The organism is Micromonospora sp. USAFONa4, assembly GCF_057197825.1.
This window is the reverse complement of record NZ_CM170072.1, coordinates 6480102-6501442: the sequence shown is the minus strand read 5'-3', so window position 1 is coordinate 6501442 and position 21341 is coordinate 6480102. Positions and strand designations below refer to the sequence as shown.

Genomic DNA, 21341 nt, shown 5'->3' with positions numbered 1-21341 from the left:
CGTCGATCATGCACTTCTGGTGGGCGGAAACCGGCGTTTCAAGGCTTTTGCGGGGTGCCACAACTGCATGATCGACCGCCCGCACGGCGGGGCGGGGCGCACGGCGGGACCGGGGCGGGGCGGGTGAAGCCGGGTGGGTCAGGCTACGGCGGCGGGTAGGCCGCCGGGGCGCGGGCGGTCGCGCAGGTCGATGCGGATCGGTGCGGCGGTGGCGCGCAGGGAGGTGCGGCCGGCGGTCCAGGCGTCCAGCAGGTGCGCGGCGAAGAGCCGGTCCACCGCCAGCGCGGCGGCGGCGCCGAAGAGGACGTCCGGGGCGAGCGCCGGCTCCACCCGGACCAGCCCGCCGCACAGGTCGTACGCGGCGATCTGCTCGTGCACCGCGTCGGCCTCGACGTGCTCGTCGTAGAAGCGCGTGGCGGCCTCGCCCAGGCCGAGGCGGCGCAGCCCGTTGCCGTACCGGCGGTTCGGCAGCGAGGAGGTCATCTCGTACGCGGCGAGGTGCCCCAGCAGCGCCCCGCGCAGCCGCCGGTGCAGCCCGAACAGCGACATGAGGTTGTTGGTGGCCAGGGTGACCGCCGGCACGGCGTCCAGGTGGGCGGCGTAGCCGGTGTCCAGCCCCAGCTCGGCCAGGGTGACCCGGAACAGCTCCGCGTGCATCCGGTCCAGGCGCCCGTTGCCGTACTCGTCCATCTGGATCTCCACCAGGGCGGCCTTCGCCGGCCCGCCGAGGCGCGGCAGTGCCCAGCTGTGCGGGTCGGCCTCGCGCAGGTGGTAGATCGAGCGGTGCGTGACGAACTCCCGGAACTGGGCCAGCGACGCCCGGCGTTGCAGGTGTCCGGCGAGCGAGGGCCCGTCGTCGGCGGCGACCACGTCGGCCAGGGCCGCCGGCACCCCGCCGGGCAGCGCCGCCGGCAGGGGGCCCACCAGCGCGCGCACCGCCGCCTCGAAGTGCCGTTCGGCGTACGCGCGCAGCGCGAGCAGGGACGGCTGCCACTCCCAGTCCTCGTCGACGCCCTGCCAGCCCCGGTAGTGCAGCTCGTAGCAGCAGAAGAGGGTGAGCTGGAGGTCCTCGTCGGTGAGGGCGTCGGCGGGGGCGGGCCCGGCGCCGAGCCCCGCCGGAAGGTCGTGCGGCGCCCGCCGCAGCGCGTCCAGCAGCGCGGCCGACACCGGCCCACGGGGCTGCGGCAGGGGCGCGGGGCCGTACCGGCGGTCCGGGGCTTCTGACAAGGTGACCTCCAGCGTCGTACTGCCCGTCCTCAGTGCCCCCCGACTGGGGCGTTAAACGAGGTCGTCGACCTCCACGGCCACCCCGGCGGCGAGCATCCGGTCGCGTACCCGCCGGGCGGCGTCGCCCTCGGCGAACACCTCGCGCAGGTCCGCGAACGCGGGCTCGGGCGGCGCCAGCCGCACCGCCGGGTCGACCACCGCCTCCAGTACGCAGGGCCGGTCGGCCGCCAGCGCCTCGTCCCAGGCCGCCCCCACCAGCTCGGGCCGGTCGACCCGCACCCCGTGCAGGCCGAGCAGCCGCGCCCAGCCGGCGTACGGCACGTCGGGCAGGCGGCGCGTCGGGTCGGTCGGCGTACGGCCGCCGCCCATGCCGGACAGGTCCCGGTTGTTGAGCACCAGCACCACCAGGCGGGGATCGCGCCACTCCTGCCAGTGGTGTGCCACGGTGATCAGCTCGGCCAGCCCGTTGAGCTGCATCGCGCCGTCGCCGAGCAGGGCGACCACCGGCTGGTCCGGGGCGGCGAGCTTGGCCGCCACGGCGTACGGCAGGGCGCAGCCCATCGTGCCGAGCGTGCCGCAGAGCTGCGCGTTGACGCCCGGCGGCAGCTCCAGGTGCCGGGCGTACCAGTACATGACCGATCCGACGTCCACCGCCACCGCCCCGCGCGGCGGGACCCGGGTGGAGAGTTCGTGCAGCACGAGCTGCGGGTTCACCGGCTCGGCGGGGGCGTCGGCCCGGTCGGCCCGCTCGGCCCGCCACCGGTCGACCGAGCCCTCGACGGTCTCCCGCCACCGGGCGTTCGGCCGGTCGGGCACCCGGGCCAGCAACGCCCGCAGCGTCTCCTGGGCGTCGCCCACGAGCGGCACGTCCACCGGGTAGCGGGTGCCGATCCGGCGGCCGTCGATGTCGATCTGCACCGTGCGGGCCTGCCCCGGCATCGGGAAGTAGTCCGTCCACGGATCGTTCGTGCCGATGAGCAGCAGCGTGTCGCAGCCGCCCATCAGCTCGGCGGCGGCCGGGGTGCCGACCTCGCCGAGCACGCCGGCGTGGAACGGCAGCCGCTCGTCGAGCACCGGCTTGCCCAGCAGCGAGGCCGCCACCCCGGCGCCGAGCCGGTCGGCGAGGGCGACGATCTCTCCGGCCGCGCCCCGGCCGCCCTGGCCGACCAGGATCGCGCTGCGCCGGCCGTTGGCGAGCAGTTGGGCGGCTGCGTCCAGGTCGGCGTCGTGCGGCAGGACCCTTGCCAGCGGCTCCCCCGGCGTCGCCGAGAGCACCCCGGCGGCGTGGGACTGCAGGTCGGGCACGGTGGCCTCCTGCAACTGCCGCGGCAGCACCACGCAGACGGGGCTGCGGGTGGCGGCGGCGGTGCGGAACGCCTGGTCGAGCAGGGCCGGCACCCCGTCGGGGACCCGGCCGTAGCGGACGAACTGGTTGCACACGTCGGCGAACAGCCGGCTCAGCCCGATCTCCTGGTGGGCGCCGCCGAGCGGGCCGGAGACGTCCTCGCCGACGATCGCCACCACCGGCTTGCTGTCCAGCTTGGCGTCGTAGAGGCCGTTGAGCAGTTGCACGGCGCTGGGCCCCTGGGTGGCCAGGCAGACCCCGATCCCGCCGGTGAACTTGGCGTGCCCGGTGGCCATGTAGGAGGCGGTCTCCTCGTGCCGGGCCGGCACGAACGCCGGATCCCCGCCCGAGGCGTCCAACGCCTCGACCACCGGGGCGATGGCCTCCCCGGGGTAGCCGAAGACCCGCGGCACCCGCCAGGCGCGCAGTCGCTCGACCACCAGGTCGGCCACCGTACGCTCAGCCATCGCCACGCCCCGGCGTGCCGGCGTCGACATAGCGCAGCACCGCGCCGACGCCGTCGGTCAGCTCCGGCGCCTCGTCCGGGCCCAGCACGGTCAGCTCGGCGTCGGTGCCCACCAGCGCGCGTACGAGGGCGGCGTCGGCGCGGACCTTCTCCGGGTCGCGTACGGACATGGCGGCGAGCTGCCCCGGATCGGTGGCGATCTCGGTCGGGTCCGGCCCGATCCAGAGTTCCCCGGTGGCGGACGGGTCGTCGACGATGAGCATCGTCTCGACCTGGTCGCGTTGCAGGGCGGACACGACGGCGTCCAGCCCGGCGCCGACGTCCTCCTGCATGCCGAAGCGGTCCAACGCGGCGGAGATCCGCTGGTCGGCCACCTCGGCGATGGTCTGCACGGTCAGGTCGTCGAGCAGGCTCTGGTCGGCGCCGCCGGCCCGGGACCCGGCGTCCGTGCGGACCACCACGTCCTGCCAGCGCGACGGCATCTGGGCGGCGATCACCCCCGTGGCGCGTACGTCGCCCGCGACCACCACCACCTCGGCGCCGACCTTCTCGGCCAGCTCCACCGTCGCGGCGGTGACGTCGCCGGCGTTGTGGTGCCAGGCCTCCATGGCGGCGCGCTGGTACCGGGACTGCGACCAGCCGCCGGGCTGCACCCGGCGCAGCTGGAAGTCCTCCCGGCCGCTCACGTGGGCCCGGCGCGGCACGCCGCCGGCGCTGATCGCCATGGCGTCGGCGCCGGTCCGGTCGGCCAGCACCCGGACCCAGGCCACCTGCTCGCCGCGTTGCGCCAGCATGGGCATCACGTGCGGCAGCGAGGTGTACGCGGCGAGGTCCCGCAACGGCGGGGCGGAGAGGTACTCCGACAGCACCACCCGGCCCCGGGCGCCGAAGACCGCCAGCCCGTAGCTGCCGGGCATCGGATCGTGGCCCCGCACGACGCGTTCGACGGCGTCGATGGTGTCCACGTCGGCGCGCTGCTGTTGAAGTTGGTCACGCAGGCCCCGCCAGCGCAGATCGAGCGCCGCGTGGGCGTCCTCGACGTTGGCGGAGGCGTCCAGGTACACCGAGACCCACGGTCCCGGCCGGTCGTAGAGCGGGCGCAGGAAGGACAGCTGCATGCTCGACCCCTTTCCAGCTCGGCCCCCCGCTTACCCGTGCCGCTGCGGTTGTCACCTGGCCGCCGCGAGCGCGTGACCGCATTTCATTCATGTCGTTCAACCCGGACGACCGATACCATGAGTGAACGCAACCGGACTCTGGGTGGTGGAAATGGACAGCGACCTGCACATCCGGCGGATCGTCCATCCGACCGGCCGGATCGTCACGGGGCGGATCGTCCGGCTGATGGACGGCTACCCGCGCGAGGTGCGCATCGGCCAGCCGGTGCTGGTCGCGGTGCTCGCGGCGGCCGGGATCGCCGGCCTGCTGATGGCGCTGGCCCGCTCCCTGTTCTCCGCCGGCTCCGGCGCCGCCCGACGACGCTTCAAGGACCTGAAGAAGGGCCCGGAATACCTGGTAACCCCGGTGCGGCTGCGCGACGCCGCCGGGCGGCTCTGCGAGGTCGAGCTGCACGGGCACCTGCCGCAGAGTGCCCTGCACCCGGCCGACCACGTGCAGCTCACGTTGCGCCCGCAGGGCGACCCGGACCTGCCGCCGAAGATCGAGCGGATCGTCAACCTGACGACGGGCCAGTTGCTCACCCCGCGCACCGCCACCCTGTGGTCGCACCTCGGGCCGCCGCTGCTGCTCCAGGCGGTGCTGGGCGCGCTGCTGGTCGCGGCCGTGCTGGCCTGGTCCGCGCTGACCTGACGGCCGGCGCGGTTTCCGGCGGCGCGCCCGCGGGCACCGTGGCGGACATGTTCGAGGGATTCACGCTGGAGCGGATCGACGTCGGCGAGGTCCAACTGCGGGTACGCCACGGCGGCTCGGGGCCACCCGTGGTGCTGCTGCACGGCCATCCGCGCACCCACGCGACCTGGCACCGGGTCGCGCCGCTGCTCGCCCGCGAGCACACCGTCATCTGCCCGGACCTACGCGGTTACGGCGGCTCGTCGAAGCCGCCGAGCGACCCGGGGCACACCACGTACGCCAAGCGGGCGATGGCCCGCGACGTGGTCGGCCTGCTCGACGCGCTCGGCCACGACCGCGCGGCGGTGATCGGGCACGACCGGGGCTGCTACGTGGCCATGCGCACGGCGCTGGACCACCCCGAGCGGGTCAGCCGGCTGGGCGTGCTCGACGGGGTGCCGATCGGCGAGGCCCTGGCGCGCGCCGACGCCCGGTTCGCGGCCCGCTGGTGGCACTGGTTCTTCCTCGGCCAGTCGGACAAGCCGGCGGAGCGGGTGATCACCGCCGACCCGGACGCCTGGTACGGCGGGTCGCCGGCGGCCATGGGCGAGGAGGCGTACGCCGACTACCGCCGGGCCATCCACGACCCGGCGACGGTGCACGCGATGTGCGAGGACTACCGGGCCGGGCTCGGCCCGGACCGGGCGGCCGACGACGCCGACCGGGCCGCCGGGCGGCGGATCGCCTGCCCGGTGCTGTTCTGCTGGTCGGAGCGGGACGACATGGTCGACCTGTACGGCGACCCGGCGGCGATCTGGCGGGACTGGGCCGACGACGTGCGGGTGGCCGCGATCGCCTCGGGCCACCACATGGCCGAGGAGGCCCCGGAGCAGCTCGCCGCCGCGCTGGCCGGGTTCCTCGCCGGCTGACCGGTCAGCCGACGGGGGTCAGCGGCCGGTCCGGCTCGCCCGCGCTGCGCAGCATCCCGCGCCGGGCGGCCCAGCGCTCGAAGATCAGGGTGGCGAACGGCGGCACCGCGCAGGCCAGCGCCACGAGGGTGGGCCAGGGCCGCCACCGGTGCAGCCGGGCCATCGCGAGGACCAGCAGGCCGTACGCGACGAAGAGCGCACCGTGGATCGGGCCGAAGATCTGCACGCCGATCTCGTTGCCCGGGGGGCCGTACTTGACGGCCATGCCGATCAGCAGGGCCAGCCAGGAACAGGCCTCGGCGATCGCCGCCGCCACGAAGAGCCTGGTGATCTTCTCGCGCATCGTCACTCCCCCACCGGTTGCCGCACATGCTAACCACCCCGTCGGGCGCGCCGACGGCACGACGGGCGGAGGCGACAGGGATCACGCGGGCCCGAGCTGGGTACGTACAAGAAGCTTCGGGTCTTCCCCGGCCCGCCCCGGGCGTGCGAGGTTAGGGGAACCAACGGTGACAGGGCGGTGACCATGGGCGAGGACGTCGGCGTACGGACCTTCAGTCGCGAGGACCGGGCCCGCTATCGCGAGAAGGTGCGGCGGTGCCTGGACGTCTTCGCCGAGATGCTCCGGGAGTCCCGGTTCGACGTCGAACGGCCGATGACCGGGCTGGAGATCGAGCTGAACCTGGTCGACGACGACTCGATGCCGACCATGCGCAACGCCGACGTGCTGGCCGCCATCGCCGACCCGGCCTTCCAGACGGAGCTGGGCCAGTTCAACGTCGAGATCAACGTGGCGCCGCGCCGGCTGGCCGGCACCGGCACCCGCGAGTTCGAGGAGAGCGTGCGGGCCAGCCTCAACGCCGCCGAGACCAAGGCGCGGGAGGTGGGCGCGCACATGGTGATGATCGGCGTCCTGCCGACGCTGCGGCCGGAGCACCTGACCGCCGAGACGCTGTCGGCCAACCCGCGCTACGCGCTGCTCAACGAGCAGATCTTCGCCGCCCGCGGCGAGGACCTGCGGATCGCGATCAACGGCGTGGAACGGCTCGCGGTCACCGCCGACACCATCACCCCGGAGGCGGCCTGCACGAGCACCCAGTTCCATCTCCAGGTCAGCCCGGCCCAGTTCGCCGACTACTGGAACGCCGCGCAGGTGGTCGCCGGCATCCAGGTGGCCCTGGGGGCCAACTCGCCGCTGCTCTTCGGCCGGGAGCTGTGGCGGGAGACCCGCATCCCGCTGTTCCAGCAGGCCACCGACACCCGGCCGGAGGAGATCAAGGCCCAGGGCGTACGCCCCCGGGTGTGGTTCGGCGAGCGCTGGATCACCACGGTGTTCGACCTGTTCGAGGAGAATGTGCGCTACTTCCCGGCGCTGCTGCCCGTCTGCGACGCGGAGGACCCGGCCGAGGCCCTGGCCCGGGGGGACGTGCCGAAGCTCGCCGAGCTGCGGCTGCACAACGGCACCGTCTACCGCTGGAACCGCCCGGTGTACGACGTGCTGAAGGGCCGCCCGCACCTGCGGGTGGAGAACCGGGTGCTGCCGGCCGGGCCGACGGTGCTCGACACCGTGGCCAACGGCGCCTTCTACTTCGGTCTCGTCCGGGCGCTCGCCGAGGCCGACCGGCCGCTGTGGTCGCAGATGTCGTTCAGCGCGGCCGAGGAGAACTTCAACGCCTGCGCCCGCTACGGCATCGACGCCCAGGTCTTCTGGCCCGGCCTCGGCTATCTCCCGGTCACCGAGCTGGTGCTGCGCCGGCTGCTGCCGCTGGCCCACCACGGGCTGGACCGGTGGGGCCTCGACCCGGCCGAGCGGGACCGGCTGCTCGGCGTCATCGAGCAACGGTGCCTGACCGGCCGCAACGGGGCGAGCTGGCAGGTGGAGACCCTGCACCGGTTGGAGTCCGCCGACCATCTCGACCGGCCGGAGGCGCTGCGGGAGGTGGTGCGGCACTACGTGAAGCTGATGCACACCAACCGGCCCGTCCACGAGTGGCCCATCCCCTGACCGGGCCGCCACGAGCCGCCGTCCACCGGTCGGCTCCGCCCGTCGTCGTCCGGCCCGACCGGCCCGGCCGGCACGTCAGGCCCGGCCGGCACGTCAGGCCCGGCCGGCACGTCAGGCCCGGCCGGCACGTCAGGCCCGGCCGGCACGTCAGGCCCGGCCGGCACGTCAGGCCGGGCCCCGGTCCTCGCTGAGGTACGCCCCCGACAGGTCCGAGCGCACCGTCCAGCCGAGCGCGCGGTACAGGGCGCGGCCCTCGTCGGTGGCGACGAGGATCCCGGTGCGCATCCCGAGCCTCGCCGCGTGGTCGCAGAGCGCCCGCATGACGACGCTGCCCAGCCCGCGCCGCCGGTGGGCGGGCTCCGTCTCGACCTGGTCGACGATGCCGAACTCCCCGGCGCCGGCCAGCCGCCCGACGGCCGCCCTGTGCCCGTACGCGTCGAGGACCCTCGCGACGACGACCCCGCCCTCGGCGACGACCCGCGCCGAATACGGTGCGGGCGGCCCGGCCGCGCCCGGGGCCAGCGGCGCGCTCATGAGGTGTCCGGCGATGTCCAGCGTCCAGGCGTCGGGCAGGGCGGCACGGAGGCCGGCACGGTCCCCGCTGACCTTGATCCAGGTGCCCGGGCCCGTCAGCTCCCGGCCGAGCCGCCCGAGCGAGTCGGTGTCGTAGGTGTGCAGCACGTGGCGTACGCGGTGCCCCGGCAGGCCCACGTCGATCCGGAAGCCGCCGGGGACCGCGACGGGGGCGGGCGTGGCCCTGGAGACCGCCCAGCCGCGCCCCCAGGCCATCACCAGCTCGGACACGGTGTGCGACGGACCGTCCACGGCGGTCCGGGCGGGCGCGTCGGGCATGGGTCGTCCTCTCGCGGCGGCCGTCGCTCGCCACCAGCTTATTGCAAAGTATTGGCAACAAGCGTCGCACGGCCGCCTTCCCGATCACCCGGACGACGACAGGCCGGACGGGCGGACGACGCCCCACGCCCTTCGCGGCGCCGCCCCGGACGATCTCCAAGGCGTTTGATCCACGCGTCTGCGGCGGAGGCGGGCAGCCGGACCGTCCTGAAGTTGACCGGCACCCGGAGCGGGCGAAACGGCCCGGGAGATTGCGCACGATGGAAGAACCGAGCCGACGGCGGCCACCCCATGATGAAACGCGGACATCGACCCGCGCCCCCTCCCACCGACCCCTCCCCCACCCCGAGGAGCGCATGTGACGCAGACCCAGAGGTCTTCCCGGCGACCCGACGCGCCCGTCCGACTCAGCCCCGACACCACGCGGAGCGGGACGTCCGCGTTCGTCAACGGGCACTTCCCCCGGCGGCGAGGGCTGATCATCCTCCTCAGCGTCCTCGGCGGGTTCCTGCTGACCGTCATCTGGTCGGCGGAGTTCGTGGACCGGACCATCGGCGACAACGTCGCCAACACACTGCTCGGCCACGACGCCAAGGAGACGCCCATCCAGGGCATCGCGGCGGGCATCCTGTTCGCCTTCGTCTCCGGCATCGCGGGCACGTTCACCGCCTGCAACATCGCCGCGTTCGGTGCCCTGGCCCCGCTGACCGGCACCACGGGCAGCAGGTTCAGCCGGATCGTCGCACCGCTGAAGCCGCTGGGCTGGATGTCGGTGGGCATGGTCGCGGTGTCGGCCGCCTACGGCGCGGTCGTCGGCCTCGTCGGCACGTCGATGCCGCAGTTCTCCACCGCGCCCAACGCGCCCGGCGGGCTGTCGCCGAGGAGCATCCAGTCCATGGTCGTCTTCGGCGCGATCGGGCTCATCATGATCTATCTCGGTCTGGCCGCGCTGGGTGTCGTGCCGGACCCGTTCGCCCGGATCGCCCGGCGGTTCCCCAACGCCCCGATGGTGTTCATGGGCGCACTGATCGCCGGCTTCCTGATCGGCCGGCCCTTCGCGTTGTTCCGGCAGATGTTCCGCGACGCCGCCGAGAGTGGCAACCCGCTCTACGGCGCGGCGGCGTTCACGCTGCAGTCCCTGGGCAACATCGTCATCATGGCGGTGCTGTTCCTGCTGCTGGCCTGGCTCGCCGGTTCCCGTCTGCAACGCTGGTTCAGCGCCCGGCCGAGCCGCCTGGCGGTCCTGACCGCTGTCGCGTTCATCGTCGCCGGCGCCTTCACGTTCCTCTACTGGGACGTACGGCTGCTCGCCCGCCGCGAGATCATCCCCTGGTACCCGACGGCCCCCTGGGCCTGACCCACCGCCGATGAGGCCCGGGAACGGCGGGGCACCGCCGCCCCCGGGCCTCATCGGCGCTCGGGCGTCGGGGCTCAGACCTTCAGGACGACCTTTGTGCACTCGTCCTGCTTCTTCTGGAAGATCTTGTAGCCCTTGGCCGCGTCCTTGAGCCGCATCCGGTGGCTGATGATGAAGCTGGGGTCGATGTCGCCGCGCTGGATGCGGTTGAGCAGCGGACGGGTGTAGCGCTGGACGTGACACTGACCGGTACGCATGATCAACGACCGGTTCATGAACGCGCCCATCGGGAACTTGTCGACGAAGCCCCCGTACGCGCCGATCACCGAGACGACGCCGCCGCTACGGCAGGCGAGGATGGCCTGGCGCAGCGCGAACGGGCGTTCCGTCTCGACCCGGGCGGCCTGCTTGGCCCGGTCGTACGCGTAGACGGCGGTGTTGCCGTGGTGCCCCTCCAGGCCGACGGCGTCGATGCAGGCGTCGGGTCCCCGCCCGGCGGTCATCGTGTTGAGCGCGTCGAGCACGTCGGTGTCGTCGTAGTTGATGGTCTCCGCGCCGGTGTGCTCCTCGGCGAGCCGCAGCCGGTACGGGTACCGGTCGATGACGATCACCCGCTCCGCGCCGAGCATCCGGGCGCTGGCGGCGGCGAGCAGGCCCACCGGGCCGGCCCCCCACACGGCGATCACGTCGCCCGGCTTGATGTCGCACATCTCCGCGCCCATGAAGCCGGTGGGCAGCACGTCGGCGAGCATCACGGCCTGGTCGTCGGGGACCTCGTCGGGCACCTTGACCGGGCCGACGTCGGCGAACGGCACCCGGGCGTACTCGGCCTGGCCGCCGGCGTAGCCGCCGAGCAGGTGGGAGTAGCCGAAGATGCCGGCCGGCGAGTGCCCCATGATCTTCTCGGCCACCCCGGCGTTGGGGTTGGAGTTCTCGCAGACCGAGAAGAGCCCGCGCTGGCAGGAGGAACAGTGCCCGCAGGCGATCGGGAACGGCACCACCACCCGGTCGCCGGGGCGCAGGTTGCGTACCTGCGGGCCGACCTCCACGACCTCGCCCATGAACTCGTGGCCGAGGACGTCGCCCTTGCGCATGGCGGGGATGTAGCCGTGATAGAGGTGCAGGTCCGAGCCGCAGATGGCGGTCGAGGTGATCCGTACGATCGCGTCGCGCGCGTTCATGATGGTCGGGTCGGGCACGTCGACGACCTTGACGCTGTCCTTGCCCATCCAGGCGGTGGCCTTCATCGTTCGTCCTCTCGGGTGGCGGGCGGTCAGCGGCGGGCGATGGGCAGCGGCTGAGCGGGGCGTTGCATGACCTGCTGGCGTACGGAGATGCCGTCCGGGCTGCCCTCGGAGCGGACCACCTCGCCGGTCTCCACCACCTGCTTGAACCGGCGCAGGTCGTCGCGTACCTGCTGCTCGGGTTCCTCGCCGAAGAGCTTGGCCACGGCCCGGCCCAGCGCGCCGGCCGGCGGGGCGTAGCGCAGCCGCACCCGGACCTCGGTGCCGCGATCGCCCGGCGCGGGCACGAACCGGACCCGGCCCGCGTTGGGCACGCGGGTGCCGGGCAGCGACCGCCAGGCGAGGGACCGGTTCGGCTGGTCGTCGACGATCTCCGCGTCCCACTCGATCCGGCGGCCGGCCGGGCCGTGCGCGGTCCAGTGCGACCGGCGCAGGTCGTCGGCGCGTACCGACTCCAGGTGGGACATGAACCGGGGCAGGTTCTCCAGGTCCCGCCAGAAGCGGTACGCCTCGGCCGGGGACCGGTTGACGGTGACCGCGACCTCCATGTCGATCACCCGCCGGTGCGCGGCGCGCGCCCGTCCGGCGCGTACGGCGGCGATCAGGTCGACGGCGGCGATCCCGGCGACGGCGGCGGCGGTGAGGCCGACCCGCCGGCGCCGCTCGCCGCACCGGTCCGCCCAGGCCCGTCCGAGCAGGGTGAGGTCCAGCGCGTCGCCGGCCACCCGGGTCCACGCCCAGCCGGCCGGGCTACGGCCGGCGAGCAGGCCCGCTGCGTGGGCCAGCTCGCGGGCGCCCACGGCGGCGACGACCCCGCGGGCGGCGGGTGAGTCGTCCACCCCGGTCAGCCGGGCCACCGCGCGCGGGGCGAGCAGGCTGCCGGCGCCGAGGGCGAGGCTGACCGCGCCCAGCAACCGGGGCAGTCCGGCGCCCTGGCCGCGTCGTCCCCGCTGGTCCAGCATCATCGGATCGGTCTCGTCCACGTCGCACCACCGTCAGGTCGTCCTGACCCGCCCCCGCGGCAGGCCCGGCGGCGGGAAGCCGCCACGCCTGACGCTATGCCCGCGAATCGCCCGATGAACCCCGAATCTCGACAGACCCCCGGGCCATCCACGCGCCCGCGATTGAGGGGTATGGCGGATGATCTATGCCTTGTAGCGTGGGTCCCCCATCACCCACCCCCAGGAGGGAAGTGATCATGCCCACGGTCACCGTTCGCGTCCTCGGCGCCCTCAGCGCCAGCGTGCTGAGCGCGACTCTCGGCGTCCTGGCGGTCGCCGCGCCCGCGCAGGCCGCGTCCCGCGACGGAGCATGCAACACCGGCGAGTTCTGTTACTACTACAACAGCAACCACGCGGGCTCGGTCTCCGATCACGCCGGCTCGCTGGCCGACTACGGCACCGCCCAGCCGGGCTGCTACGAGTTCAAGGGCGCCGGCAGCGGCAAGGGCCAGTGCATCAAGAACAACGCCGCCTCGGCGTGGAACCGCACCGGCAGGACGGTGCGCGTCTACTACAACACCGGCTACAACGGTTCCCACGCGTACCAGGACTTCGCGCCCGGGGCGAAGAAGAACCTCAGCTCCACGCTGAAGAACAACAACGCCTCCCACCAGCTGATCTCCGCCGGCGCCAGCTACCCGGCCAAGGACGACTACCCCTACAAGGGTCAGACCTCGGGCATCGATCCCTGGAACTTCTACAAGGGGCAGTGCACCAGCTTCGCGGCCTGGGCGGTGCGCAGCCGGGTCGGCGTCGCCTTCCACAACCAGTACAAGGGCCAGGCGCGGTGGGGCAACGCCAAGGAGTGGGTGGCCGCCGCCGGACGCGCCGGCGTGCCGGTGCACAACAGCCCGAAGGCCGGTGACGTCGCGGTACGCCTGGGCGGCACCTACGGTCACGTCGCTTTCGTGACCAGGGTGAACGCCAACGGCACCTTCGAGATCGACGAATACAACTACGTGTCCGCCGACCGGTACAGCCACCGGACGGTCTCGGTGGGCACCGCCAACAACCAGTTCTCGAAGTTCATCCGCTTCAAGTGAAGCCGCGCCCCGGACGGGAACTTCTCCGCCGTTGACGGAGCACCGCGCGCAGAGCCCCGGCCACCCGGCCGGGGCTCTGCCGTTCACGTGCCCTTACGCCGGGGAGAGACCCTCCGCGAAGTCGTAGAGGCTCTTGATGTCGTCGTCGAAGTACGGACCGTCGAACTGACCGTTGCCCGGGTTGTCGCCGTGACTCACGACGCTGTTGATGAATCCGAGGCCGTTCTGGTCGTTGTATTCCTGCAGCCAGGGACCGCCGCTGGAGCCGTAGGTCATGTTGCACCACATCCGGATCTGCTGGCCGCCGGCGTGCCAGGTCCCGCTCTGGCAGAAGTACTGGCTCTCGCCACCGCCGAGGTTGGACGGATAGCCGAGCGCGGTCATCAGGGAAATGTTGTAGCCCCAGTTCCAGCGCATGCCGTGGCCGCCGACCGTCTCGACGACCTTCAGGCCCCAGTTACCGCCGTTGTGCATGATGGCGATGGCCATGTCCTCGTCGTAGCTGCTGCTGTTGATCCACGCGGTGCGGGCCGCGAGCTGGTACGCCACGAACGTGCCGAACGGCCGCGCGCCGTCGCGGTAGCGCGGCACGAACTGCCAGTTGCTGTACCACTGCCCGCCGGCGCCCTGGTGCACGCAGTGCCCGGCGGTCATGACCAGTCGCGCCTTGCCGCTGGCCACCGCGCTCGCCGAGCACGAGGCGCCGCCGCCGTTGGGGGTGGTGAAGTAGACCTTGCCGACGACCGCCGACTCGTTGAGCTGGATGCCGACGTCGGCGCCGGTGGCGGCGCTCGGTCGCACCGGCGCGACCGAGCCCGCCGGCCCGTCGGGCTTCGGCGCCCGGCTCGTCGACTCGGTGGCCTTCGGCGACCTCGCGATGTCGAGGTCGACGGCGCTCGCCATCCGCTCCGGCGTCCAGAACCTGGTGACCTCCTCGGCGATCTTCTCGTTGGTGATCGCGCGACCGTCACTGGTGCGGGCGACGGTGGTGGTGTTGCCGTTGCTCCCGACCGGCGTCGGCTTCGCCTGGGCCACCGCCGGAGCGGTCACGACCAGCGCGAGTGCCAGGCTGGCCGATGCGGACCAGCGCAGGGTTGATCTCAACAGTTGCCCCCTTTTTCGGGTACTCCAACTCGGACCAGCGAAACCTATCGATCAGATTGCTTTGATCACAACGTGATGGAATGACAGGTAATTGACATTGACTTTGTGGCGACCGAAAAGGACCAGAGCCGGCGGCAAACAAAGCGTCCCCACCCCGAACAGAAGCCTCGAAATTGACTCGCAAATCCCATCGCCGCGAATCTGCGCTTTCGATCAGAAGACGTTCGCCGCTGCCGACAGATGGGAATTGCGGTTGTCTCCCGATGCAATTCCTCACCCCCGGGGACGACACCGACACTGGCCGCCGGAGCCGGAGCCACGCCGTGAGCAGCGGACCCGCGGCCGGCAGGCACCCACCGAGCGATCGTCACGATCCCGGCTGAAGTACTAGTCTGGGCGGCAAGGTGCTCGACTGCGACGCCTCATCCTCGGAGGGTGGAAACGTGGACCTGGAGAGGACCCGGCTGTTCGGCGTCGGAGAGTCGTACGCGTTCGTCACGGGGACGGGCCAGCGAGGCGCGGTGATCGTGCACTTCGACGGCCGGCGCGACATCGTGCTCTACGACCCCGCCGACCCCGAGACCGCCCAGCACACGTTGACGCTGGAGAGCACGGAGTCGCGGACGATCGCCGACCTGCTCGGCCTTCCGCTGGTCATGGACAACCTGACGGAGCTGGTCCCGCCCCTGGAGGGCGTCGAGACCGTACGCATGCCGATCCCCGCCCGGTCGCCGTACCTCGGGCGCGAGCTCGGCGACACGCGCGCGCGGACCCGCACCGGCGCGTCGATCGTCGCTGTGGTCCGCGACGGTCACGTGATCCCGTCCCCGGGTCCCGACCTCACCCTCCAGGCCGGTGACTCGCTGGTGGCCGTCGGCGACGGCGCCAGCCTCGTCGCGATCCGCGAACTCCTCACCAACGGCTGACCCGCCAGCGGCACGCCGGTCGCCCGGCGCACCGGATCAGCGGGTCAGGCCCACCAGCGTCGCCAGGCGCGCCACGCCGGCCGGCGCCGGGTGGGCCCGGGCGACCTCGGCGACGGCCGTACGCGCCAACGGCCGGCACCGGACCTCGGCGGGCGCGACGGCATCCGCGTCGACCAGGAGCCGGCCCGCACCGCACAGGTCGCCGACCTGGAGGTACGCCCGCGCGGCGTCCACCAGGTACGCGCCCCGGTACTCGGCCGGCAGCCGCCGCCACGCCTCCCGCCGTACCGCCTGCTCGTGCCGGCGCACCGCCTCCCCGGCGTCCCCCCGCTCGAGAGCCGCGACCACCCGGGCCGCCTCGACGGCGCCCGGCCCGAAGCCGGTCCGGTGCGGGTCGTCACCGGCGACCCGCGCCGCCACCCGCGCGGCCCGCTCGACCAGCTCCTCGCTGCGGCCGACATCGCCGCAGCCGGCGGCGGCCAGCGCGGCCTGGATCAGCAGGGTCCCGTGCACCGCCTCCGACGCGGGCGCGACGCGACGCGCGGCCGCCAGCGTCGCCACCAGCGCCAGCCGGTCCCGGCCCAGCGCGCGCAGCGCCTGACCGACCGCCACGGTCGCCGCCCCCGCCAGCGCCGGATCGCCACCCGCCACGGCCACCGCCCGGTCGGCAGCCAGCCACCCCAGGTCGGCCTCGCCGAGCTTCACCAGCACCGACGAGGTGATCCGGTACGCCTGCACCAGCAACCCCGGATCCTGCCCCCGCGCGCCCTGCGCGGCGTGCAGCAGCCTCGGCAGCAGCCGCACCACCTGCGCGTAGTGCCCGTGCTGGTAGGTCAGCCAGGCGTGCGCGACGTGCCGGCCCGTCTCCGCCACGGACGCCGCCGCCCCGTGGTCGTCGTAGCGGGCGAGGGCGGCCCGGATGCCGTCCACCCCATCCACCGGGCCTGCCGCGATCGGCGGCGGGCGGTGCTCGCCGAGCAGCACCATCGGGTCGACCCGCAGCACCCGGGCGATCTCCTGGATCACCGGATACCGGTGAAGCGGCCGTACGCCCCGCTCGGTCTTGTCCACCCAGCTCTTCGACCTGCCGAGCCGGTCGGCGAACATCTGCTGGGTCATCCGCCGCCGCGCCCGCCAGCGGGCGACGCGGCGACCGATCGGCTCGTCAGCGCTGGTCACGCCGCCACCGCCGGTCCGGCACCGCCCGGGTGGTCTCCTCCACCGGTACGCGCTCCGCCTCGGCCTGATCCAGGAGGCGCTGCTTGGCCGCCTCCCGCTCGGCGGCCTCGGCCTGCTCACCCCGGCTCATCGAGTCATCACTCTGCATGTCGCGCGCCATCGAAAGCGAGGCGCCGAAGGACCATGCCGACAACACGTCGCGAGCGGTGTCCGTCTTGTCCATCGCGCGGGGGTTCAGCCATGGGGGGTCTCCTCGGTAGGCTGCGATTGAAGATCCTGCTGAAAGCTGTGGCGTCCAGTGAACTCGAGAAGAATGCGGACGCCCATGCAACGGTGGTGCAACGGCAGGGCAATCCGATGCAACGAACGCTCGGAGAATCATGGTGACGACGGTGGGCCAGTGGACGGGACGCCTTGCCTGCGCGCTACAGGCGTCGGCCGGCATGACGAACGAGGGTTTCGCGGATTGGCTCGGCATCGCGGTCAGGACGGTCGCCTACTGGCATAGCCGGCCCGATACAGTGCCGGGAAACGCGAATCAGGAACTGTTGCACACCGCTCTGAAGCGGCTTCCCGCCGGTGCGCAATCGCGCTTCCTTGCGGGGATCGGTGACCCGTCATCGAAGCCAGGTGGCGTCAACGGTGCCGATGTGGTGAGCGATGCTGCCGATGCCATCAGCAACGACTCACTCCTGGCCAGGATCGGCGTTCCGCATGACTCGATCGAGTCGATGCAACAGGACATGGCGCTACTGGCCCGTTCGGGCAGCATCGCCGCCTTCGACATGTTCGCAAACGCCAGGCGGCTGCGTGACGAGGCGCGAGCGCTTACCGAACGGACGCGCAGGCCACGAGATCTGACCCACCTCTACGTCCTCATCGCCCAGGGCACGTCACTTATGGCCTCCACCGCCTTCGACCTCGGACGCTGGGTCGAGTCGACGACGCTGGCGCGAGCGGCGACGCAGTACGCGGATCTCGCCGGACACCCCTCGCTGAAAGCGTGGACGTACGGTTTACGGATGACGCTCGCAAACTGGCGCAACGAGCCGGATGCGGCACTCGGCTACTTCGATCGAGCAATGCGAGTAGCTCCTGCGGGCGAGCCAAAGATGAGACTGCGCCATATCGCGGCCCGCTCTCATGCCCTGCTCAATGATGCCGGAACGGTGACCGAAATCTTGGCGGTAGCCCGACGGGACCGGGAGGTCGCCGAGAACCGACCTGACGAACTCGCAGCAACTACCGGCGGCGAGTTCGCATTCGGGGATGCACGCGCTGCGGCGTGCGCTGCCGCGGCTTGGCTCGACCTCGGCAACGGCGAACGGGCCGCAGCGCGTGCCGACGAGGCACTGAGGTTGTTTCAGGCGCTGCCCGCTGCGCGCCGACCGTACTCACAGATCAGCGGGGCGAACATCGACATCGCCGCCGCCTACCTCCATCTAAACGACATTGATGCTGCCACTGACGCACTCTCCACGGTCCTGGACCTGCCTCCGCACAAGCGGAACGTGTCGTTGACCGGTCGACTGTCGCGGATCACGCGGCTGCTGAGCCAGGCACCCTGCAACGGCGATGCCGAAGCCCGCCAGCTCGCAGAGCGCATCGCAGCGTGGCTGCCCGAAACCTCAACCCGCCGGCTCGCCTGAGCGGTGCCAGTCAGCCAACACCTGCGCTTCCTTCCACCGAGCGATGCCGATGTCCGCAGCGCGGTCGTGTGCGCTCTCCGCATTGCTGTCGACCATCCATCGCCACGTGTCCCGCACAGTGAGATCCAGTGGCCGGCAGCGGAGGCCGGCGGCCTGGGCACGGGCAGTGTCAACTTGCCAGACCCCATTGGAGGTGCGCCAGAGCGGGAGTTCCGACCACTGCCGAACGCCCTCCTCGAGTAGGTAAAGGTCCGGCACCCACTCGAAGGACCCCTCGGAACGAGTCGCATGGGCGCAGGCCGTCAACAGCCCGCCGAACGTGGCACTGCCAATGGGAGCGCAGACGTTGAAGACGCCGGACGACCGGTCAGCGATCATTCGCAGTGTGAACGCGGCCAGATCGCGGCAGTCAACGGGTTGGATGGTGCGGTCAGGCGAACCGGGTGCCAGGATTTCGCCGCCGGCAGCCACCCTCCGCAGCCACCACGGCAGCCTGCCTACGTACTCCCGTGGGCCGAGGACCACACCGGGTCGCAGGACCACCGTCCGCTCCTGGCCGAACGCGGTTACTGCCGCTCTTTCACAACCTGCTTTCTGGTAGCCGTACCGAGTTGGTCCGTTCTCCGTGTCGATGCCGTAGTCCGGGCCGGCGTCGGGTGGGCAGGCCAGCACTTCGGATCGCTCGCTGAGTGGCTCGACGGGCCAGTCCCCATACACGCTGACGGTGGACATGAAGACGTACTGGCCGGTGACCGGTGCAAGCATGTGCGCCACGTCAAGGACGTTCCTCGGCACGTAACCCGACGTGTCGACAGCCGCATCCCAGGGGCCTGCGGCGGCGAGGGCGGCAAGATCATCCGAAGAGGTCCGATCACCACGAATCGGCCGTACAGCTTCCAGGAACGGGTCTGAGGTACCCCGGTTGAACGTGGTCACTTCCCAGCCGGCCTCGATGGCGGCGCTGACGATCGCGTGGCCTACGAACCAGGTTCCACCGAGCACCAACAAACGCATGTCGCCATCATGCCGAACCTGGCCGAAGTTCCAAGGCATGAGCCGGTAGGCGGTAGGTACGGATGCTGTCGCGTCGGGGGTCGATGGCCTGTTGCAGGGCGGCCACCAGTTCTACCTCGTCGGCGTCTCGGCAGACGACTTCAAGGACGGACTTCTGCACGCGGTGACCGTAGGCCTCGCAGACCTTGGCGACTGAACGAACTCCTTGTGGCTCTCCCCGCTTCAACTGCGCAACTTACGCGAGACAACATCGGAGCCTGACGGCTAGCGTCACAGAGATGACCTGGACGGATCCCGCCACCTGGTATGCCAACCTGCCCGCCTTCCATGCTGCCGCAGGAGCGCTCATCACCGATCCGGCGGGGAACGTGCTGCTCGTGAAACCCACGTACCGTGATCATTGGGCTTTTCCGGGCGGGTACGTGGAGGAGGGCGAATATCCGCATCAGGCCTGCACCCGTGAGGTCCGCGAAGAGCTAGGCCTCGTTGTCGCTGCAGGGGATCTCCTCGTCGTGGACTGGGCACCTGCTGCGGGGCAGCGGCCACGCGCCCTGATCCACTTCACCTTCGACTGCGGGACGCTCGGCAGCCTTGAGGGCATCGACCTGCCTGGGCAGGAATTGGAAGATGCCGCCTTCTTCTCGCTTGAGGAGGTTGGGCAGCGACTTCCAGTGAATGTGGCTCCCCGGGCCAGTGCGGCGATAAAAGCCCGAGCCCGACAAGCCCCGATGTACCTTGCCAACGGTGCCGCTGTCTCAGCCTGACAGTTAAATGCGCCTTTTCCGTCCTGGTGGTGCTGGTCAAGATAGACATACGAGCGGGGCAGGACAGGGTCGGCATGAGGGGATGCTCCGGTAGGACCTTGGCGGTTTCAACTGCTGCGGACAACGCGCCCAGGCTCGTGCCGAGCTTCGGTTGTGCCGTGAACGCCCTACCGGGGCTGACGCCGCCGTTCTGCCGCGAGCGAACCCGCTTGTCTTGCTGCGGTGCGCTGCGGAGGATCGGTGGATGGATCTCCTCACCGCGGAACGGCAACTCCAAGCCGCCCAGCGCGCCGCCGACGTCGAGTCCCTCGACGCGCTACTGCACCCGCAGGTCGTGGGTGCCGGACCGGACGGCACGGTCTTCACGAAGGAAGACGACTTGGAGGGCTACCGCTCCGGTGCACTGCGAATCACCAGCCTGGTGGAGGAGTCGCTCGACGTCCAGGAAGACGGTCAGACCGGGGTGACTCGCATGGTCGCTGCGGTGGATGCCGTTCAGGGCGGTGCCGCCATGTCCGCGCGGTTGCGCTACACCCGACTCTGGGTGCGTGAGGACGGCAACTGGCGGGTGTTGGCCGCCACCTTCGTCCCGGTCTAAGGGACGTCTCGTAACTGGTGAAGGCGTTGCCCGGCATCGGGCCGGTGGTCAGCCGGCGAGGATGATGTTGTGGAGGTTAGCGATGCCGGAAGCGGCGTCGCTCGATGTGTGGGCGGCGCGACGGTGGTCATGCAGGATCTTGAAGCACTTCCTCCTGGCCAGGGCATGTTCGATGCCTGTTCGGACGGTTCCGTATCCGACGTTGAGGGATTGCTTCGCCGGCTCAGGGCCGAACAGGCCCGGGCGCTGCTCTACGACGCCGACCCGCACCACGCGGTGATGCTGGCCTGCGACCTGCTGGTGGCCGGCGTCGACGGCGACGCCGTGGTGGCGCTCGCGGCAGAGTCAGCTCGGACACTGCCGGCGCATGACGCGAATCGGCGCCTGGCGGCGGTCACCGCCGAACTCGGACTTCCGGAGCCGGAGCTACCGACGGCGGTGGCGCTGATCGCGGCCGACACCTGCGAGCGGATCCTTGACCACAGCACCCCCGCCGAGGTGGGAACCCACCGTCTCTACGTGGTGGGACACGAGGGCAGCCCGCTGGACGACCTGCTCCCGACGGTCGCCGCCCTGGCCGCACATCTCGAAGACGACCTCGGCGGGCGGGCCAACGACGACCTGCAAACCCGGCTCGCCGCGCTGGCCCGGACCATCCTGAACCGCCTGACAGCTGGAAATTCGGCTTGAGGCTGCGCTGCCCGGGGGCTTGGGCAACCGCCGGCACGCGTGCGTCTGGTTGCCTGCTGTGCGACCCCATGCCCATCCATTGGACTCGCCCCCATACGACAGACACACAGAAGGGGCGCCCGCCTGGCGGCGGGCGCCCCTTCGCGAACAGACGTGTCCT

The 21341-nt window shown here is 71.7% G+C and carries 22 protein-coding genes; 10 read left to right on the top strand and 12 right to left on the bottom strand.

The window, feature by feature from the left end; translation table 11 throughout:
* Window positions 1–138 precede the first annotated feature (138 nt).
* Genes AC0OO9_RS28000 through AC0OO9_RS27990 form a run of 3 tightly spaced genes read right to left on the bottom strand, consistent with a single transcriptional unit; the run spans window position 139 to window position 4156 of the window.
* On the bottom strand, window positions 139–1227 hold the full coding sequence (locus AC0OO9_RS28000) for an iron-containing redox enzyme family protein (RefSeq protein ID WP_484513583.1): 1089 nt from the start codon (window positions 1225–1227) through the stop codon (window positions 139–141).
* A 51-nt stretch (window positions 1228–1278) separates the two neighbouring features.
* On the bottom strand, window positions 1279–3039 hold the full coding sequence (locus AC0OO9_RS27995; RefSeq protein WP_484513581.1) for a thiamine pyrophosphate-binding protein: 1761 nt from the start codon (window positions 3037–3039) through the stop codon (window positions 1279–1281).
* Entirely contained in the window at window positions 3032–4156 is a 1125-nt protein-coding gene (locus tag AC0OO9_RS27990; protein WP_484513579.1) for a baeRF2 domain-containing protein, read from the bottom strand. The genes AC0OO9_RS27995 and AC0OO9_RS27990 overlap by 8 nt, the downstream gene beginning before the upstream one ends.
* Window positions 4157–4298: 142 nt before the next feature.
* On the opposite strand from AC0OO9_RS27990, the gene AC0OO9_RS27985 reads away from it, so the two are divergent.
* Both AC0OO9_RS27985 and AC0OO9_RS27980 read left to right on the top strand, forming a co-directional pair.
* Window positions 4299–4847 (top strand): hypothetical protein, encoded by a 549-nt coding sequence (locus AC0OO9_RS27985; protein ID WP_132238120.1) that lies wholly within the window; start codon window positions 4299–4301, stop codon window positions 4845–4847.
* A gap of 47 nt (window positions 4848–4894) precedes the next feature.
* Window positions 4895–5755, top strand: a complete 861-nt coding sequence (locus tag AC0OO9_RS27980; RefSeq protein WP_484513577.1) for an alpha/beta fold hydrolase — start codon at window positions 4895–4897, stop codon at window positions 5753–5755.
* A 4-nt stretch (window positions 5756–5759) separates the two neighbouring features.
* On the opposite strand, the gene AC0OO9_RS27975 is transcribed toward AC0OO9_RS27980, so the two are convergent.
* The gene (locus AC0OO9_RS27975; RefSeq protein WP_484513576.1) at window positions 5760–6098 is read right to left on the bottom strand and encodes a DUF3817 domain-containing protein; all 339 of its coding nucleotides are present in this window, start codon (window positions 6096–6098) and stop codon (window positions 5760–5762) included.
* A gap of 183 nt (window positions 6099–6281) precedes the next feature.
* On the opposite strand from AC0OO9_RS27975, the gene AC0OO9_RS27970 reads away from it, so the two are divergent.
* Window positions 6282–7760, top strand: a complete 1479-nt coding sequence (locus tag AC0OO9_RS27970) for a glutamate-cysteine ligase family protein (RefSeq protein WP_484513575.1) — start codon at window positions 6282–6284, stop codon at window positions 7758–7760.
* A gap of 165 nt (window positions 7761–7925) precedes the next feature.
* Here AC0OO9_RS27970 and AC0OO9_RS27965 read toward each other — a convergent pair whose 3' ends face one another.
* Window positions 7926–8612: a GNAT family N-acetyltransferase gene (locus AC0OO9_RS27965; RefSeq protein WP_484513574.1), complete on the bottom strand. Its 687-nt coding sequence runs from the start codon at window positions 8610–8612 to the stop codon at window positions 7926–7928.
* 358 nt (window positions 8613–8970) lie between these two features.
* On the opposite strand from AC0OO9_RS27965, the gene AC0OO9_RS27960 reads away from it, so the two are divergent.
* Window positions 8971–9969, top strand: a complete 999-nt coding sequence (locus AC0OO9_RS27960; protein ID WP_484513572.1) for a hypothetical protein — start codon at window positions 8971–8973, stop codon at window positions 9967–9969.
* 74 nt (window positions 9970–10043) lie between these two features.
* Here AC0OO9_RS27960 and AC0OO9_RS27955 read toward each other — a convergent pair whose 3' ends face one another.
* Window positions 10044–11216, bottom strand: a complete 1173-nt coding sequence (locus AC0OO9_RS27955) for a zinc-dependent alcohol dehydrogenase (protein WP_484513571.1) — start codon at window positions 11214–11216, stop codon at window positions 10044–10046.
* A 26-nt stretch (window positions 11217–11242) separates the two neighbouring features.
* Window positions 11243–12196 carry an SRPBCC family protein gene (locus AC0OO9_RS27950; protein ID WP_484513570.1) on the bottom strand — a complete coding sequence of 318 codons (954 nt, stop codon included), beginning with the start codon at window positions 12194–12196 and terminating at the stop codon, window positions 11243–11245.
* Between the two features lie 215 nt (window positions 12197–12411).
* Between AC0OO9_RS27950 and AC0OO9_RS27945 the strand changes: the two genes are divergently transcribed.
* Window positions 12412–13257, top strand: coding sequence for a CHAP domain-containing protein (locus AC0OO9_RS27945; protein ID WP_484513569.1), 846 nt, complete (start codon window positions 12412–12414; stop codon window positions 13255–13257).
* A gap of 93 nt (window positions 13258–13350) precedes the next feature.
* On the opposite strand, the gene AC0OO9_RS27940 is transcribed toward AC0OO9_RS27945, so the two are convergent.
* Entirely contained in the window at window positions 13351–14364 is a 1014-nt protein-coding gene (locus tag AC0OO9_RS27940) for a trypsin-like serine peptidase (RefSeq protein WP_484518072.1), read from the bottom strand.
* A 440-nt stretch (window positions 14365–14804) separates the two neighbouring features.
* On the opposite strand from AC0OO9_RS27940, the gene AC0OO9_RS27935 reads away from it, so the two are divergent.
* Window positions 14805–15287 carry a cation:proton antiporter regulatory subunit gene (locus tag AC0OO9_RS27935; RefSeq protein ID WP_484513568.1) on the top strand — a complete coding sequence of 161 codons (483 nt, stop codon included), beginning with the start codon at window positions 14805–14807 and terminating at the stop codon, window positions 15285–15287.
* 36 nt (window positions 15288–15323) lie between these two features.
* On the opposite strand, the gene AC0OO9_RS27930 is transcribed toward AC0OO9_RS27935, so the two are convergent.
* Entirely contained in the window at window positions 15324–16466 is a 1143-nt protein-coding gene (locus AC0OO9_RS27930) for a helix-turn-helix domain-containing protein (protein WP_484513567.1), read from the bottom strand.
* The gene (locus tag AC0OO9_RS27925; protein WP_484513566.1) at window positions 16453–16689 is read right to left on the bottom strand and encodes a hypothetical protein; all 237 of its coding nucleotides are present in this window, start codon (window positions 16687–16689) and stop codon (window positions 16453–16455) included. Before AC0OO9_RS27925 ends, AC0OO9_RS27930 begins: the two co-directional genes overlap by 14 nt.
* 157 nt (window positions 16690–16846) lie before the next feature.
* Between AC0OO9_RS27925 and AC0OO9_RS27920 the strand changes: the two genes are divergently transcribed.
* Window positions 16847–18115, top strand: a complete 1269-nt coding sequence (locus tag AC0OO9_RS27920; protein ID WP_484513565.1) for a hypothetical protein — start codon at window positions 16847–16849, stop codon at window positions 18113–18115.
* Here AC0OO9_RS27920 and AC0OO9_RS27915 read toward each other — a convergent pair.
* Together AC0OO9_RS27915 and cas2 are read right to left on the bottom strand one after the other, a co-directional pair.
* The gene (locus tag AC0OO9_RS27915) at window positions 18095–19129 is read right to left on the bottom strand and encodes an NAD-dependent epimerase/dehydratase family protein (protein ID WP_484513563.1); all 1035 of its coding nucleotides are present in this window, start codon (window positions 19127–19129) and stop codon (window positions 18095–18097) included. The two genes, AC0OO9_RS27920 and AC0OO9_RS27915, sit on opposite strands and share 21 nt — an antisense overlap.
* A 7-nt stretch (window positions 19130–19136) precedes the next feature.
* A complete protein-coding gene (gene cas2, locus AC0OO9_RS27910) occupies window positions 19137–19355 on the bottom strand; it encodes a CRISPR-associated endonuclease Cas2 (RefSeq protein ID WP_484513562.1) in 219 nt (72 codons plus the stop codon).
* Window positions 19356–19407: 52 nt separating this feature from the next.
* Here cas2 and AC0OO9_RS27905 point away from each other — a divergent pair, with 52 nt between their 5' ends.
* The 3 genes from AC0OO9_RS27905 to AC0OO9_RS27895 all read left to right on the top strand — a co-directional run bounded on the left by AC0OO9_RS27905 (window position 19408) and on the right by AC0OO9_RS27895 (window position 21181).
* Window positions 19408–19893, top strand: coding sequence for an NUDIX domain-containing protein (locus AC0OO9_RS27905; RefSeq protein ID WP_484513561.1), 486 nt, complete (start codon window positions 19408–19410; stop codon window positions 19891–19893).
* Window positions 19894–20137: 244 nt separating this feature from the next.
* Window positions 20138–20491 (top strand): nuclear transport factor 2 family protein, encoded by a 354-nt coding sequence (locus AC0OO9_RS27900; RefSeq protein WP_357577433.1) that lies wholly within the window; start codon window positions 20138–20140, stop codon window positions 20489–20491.
* 69 nt (window positions 20492–20560) lie between these two features.
* The gene (locus AC0OO9_RS27895) at window positions 20561–21181 is read left to right on the top strand and encodes a hypothetical protein (protein ID WP_484513559.1); all 621 of its coding nucleotides are present in this window, start codon (window positions 20561–20563) and stop codon (window positions 21179–21181) included.
* The last annotated feature ends 160 nt before the right edge of the window (window positions 21182–21341 follow it).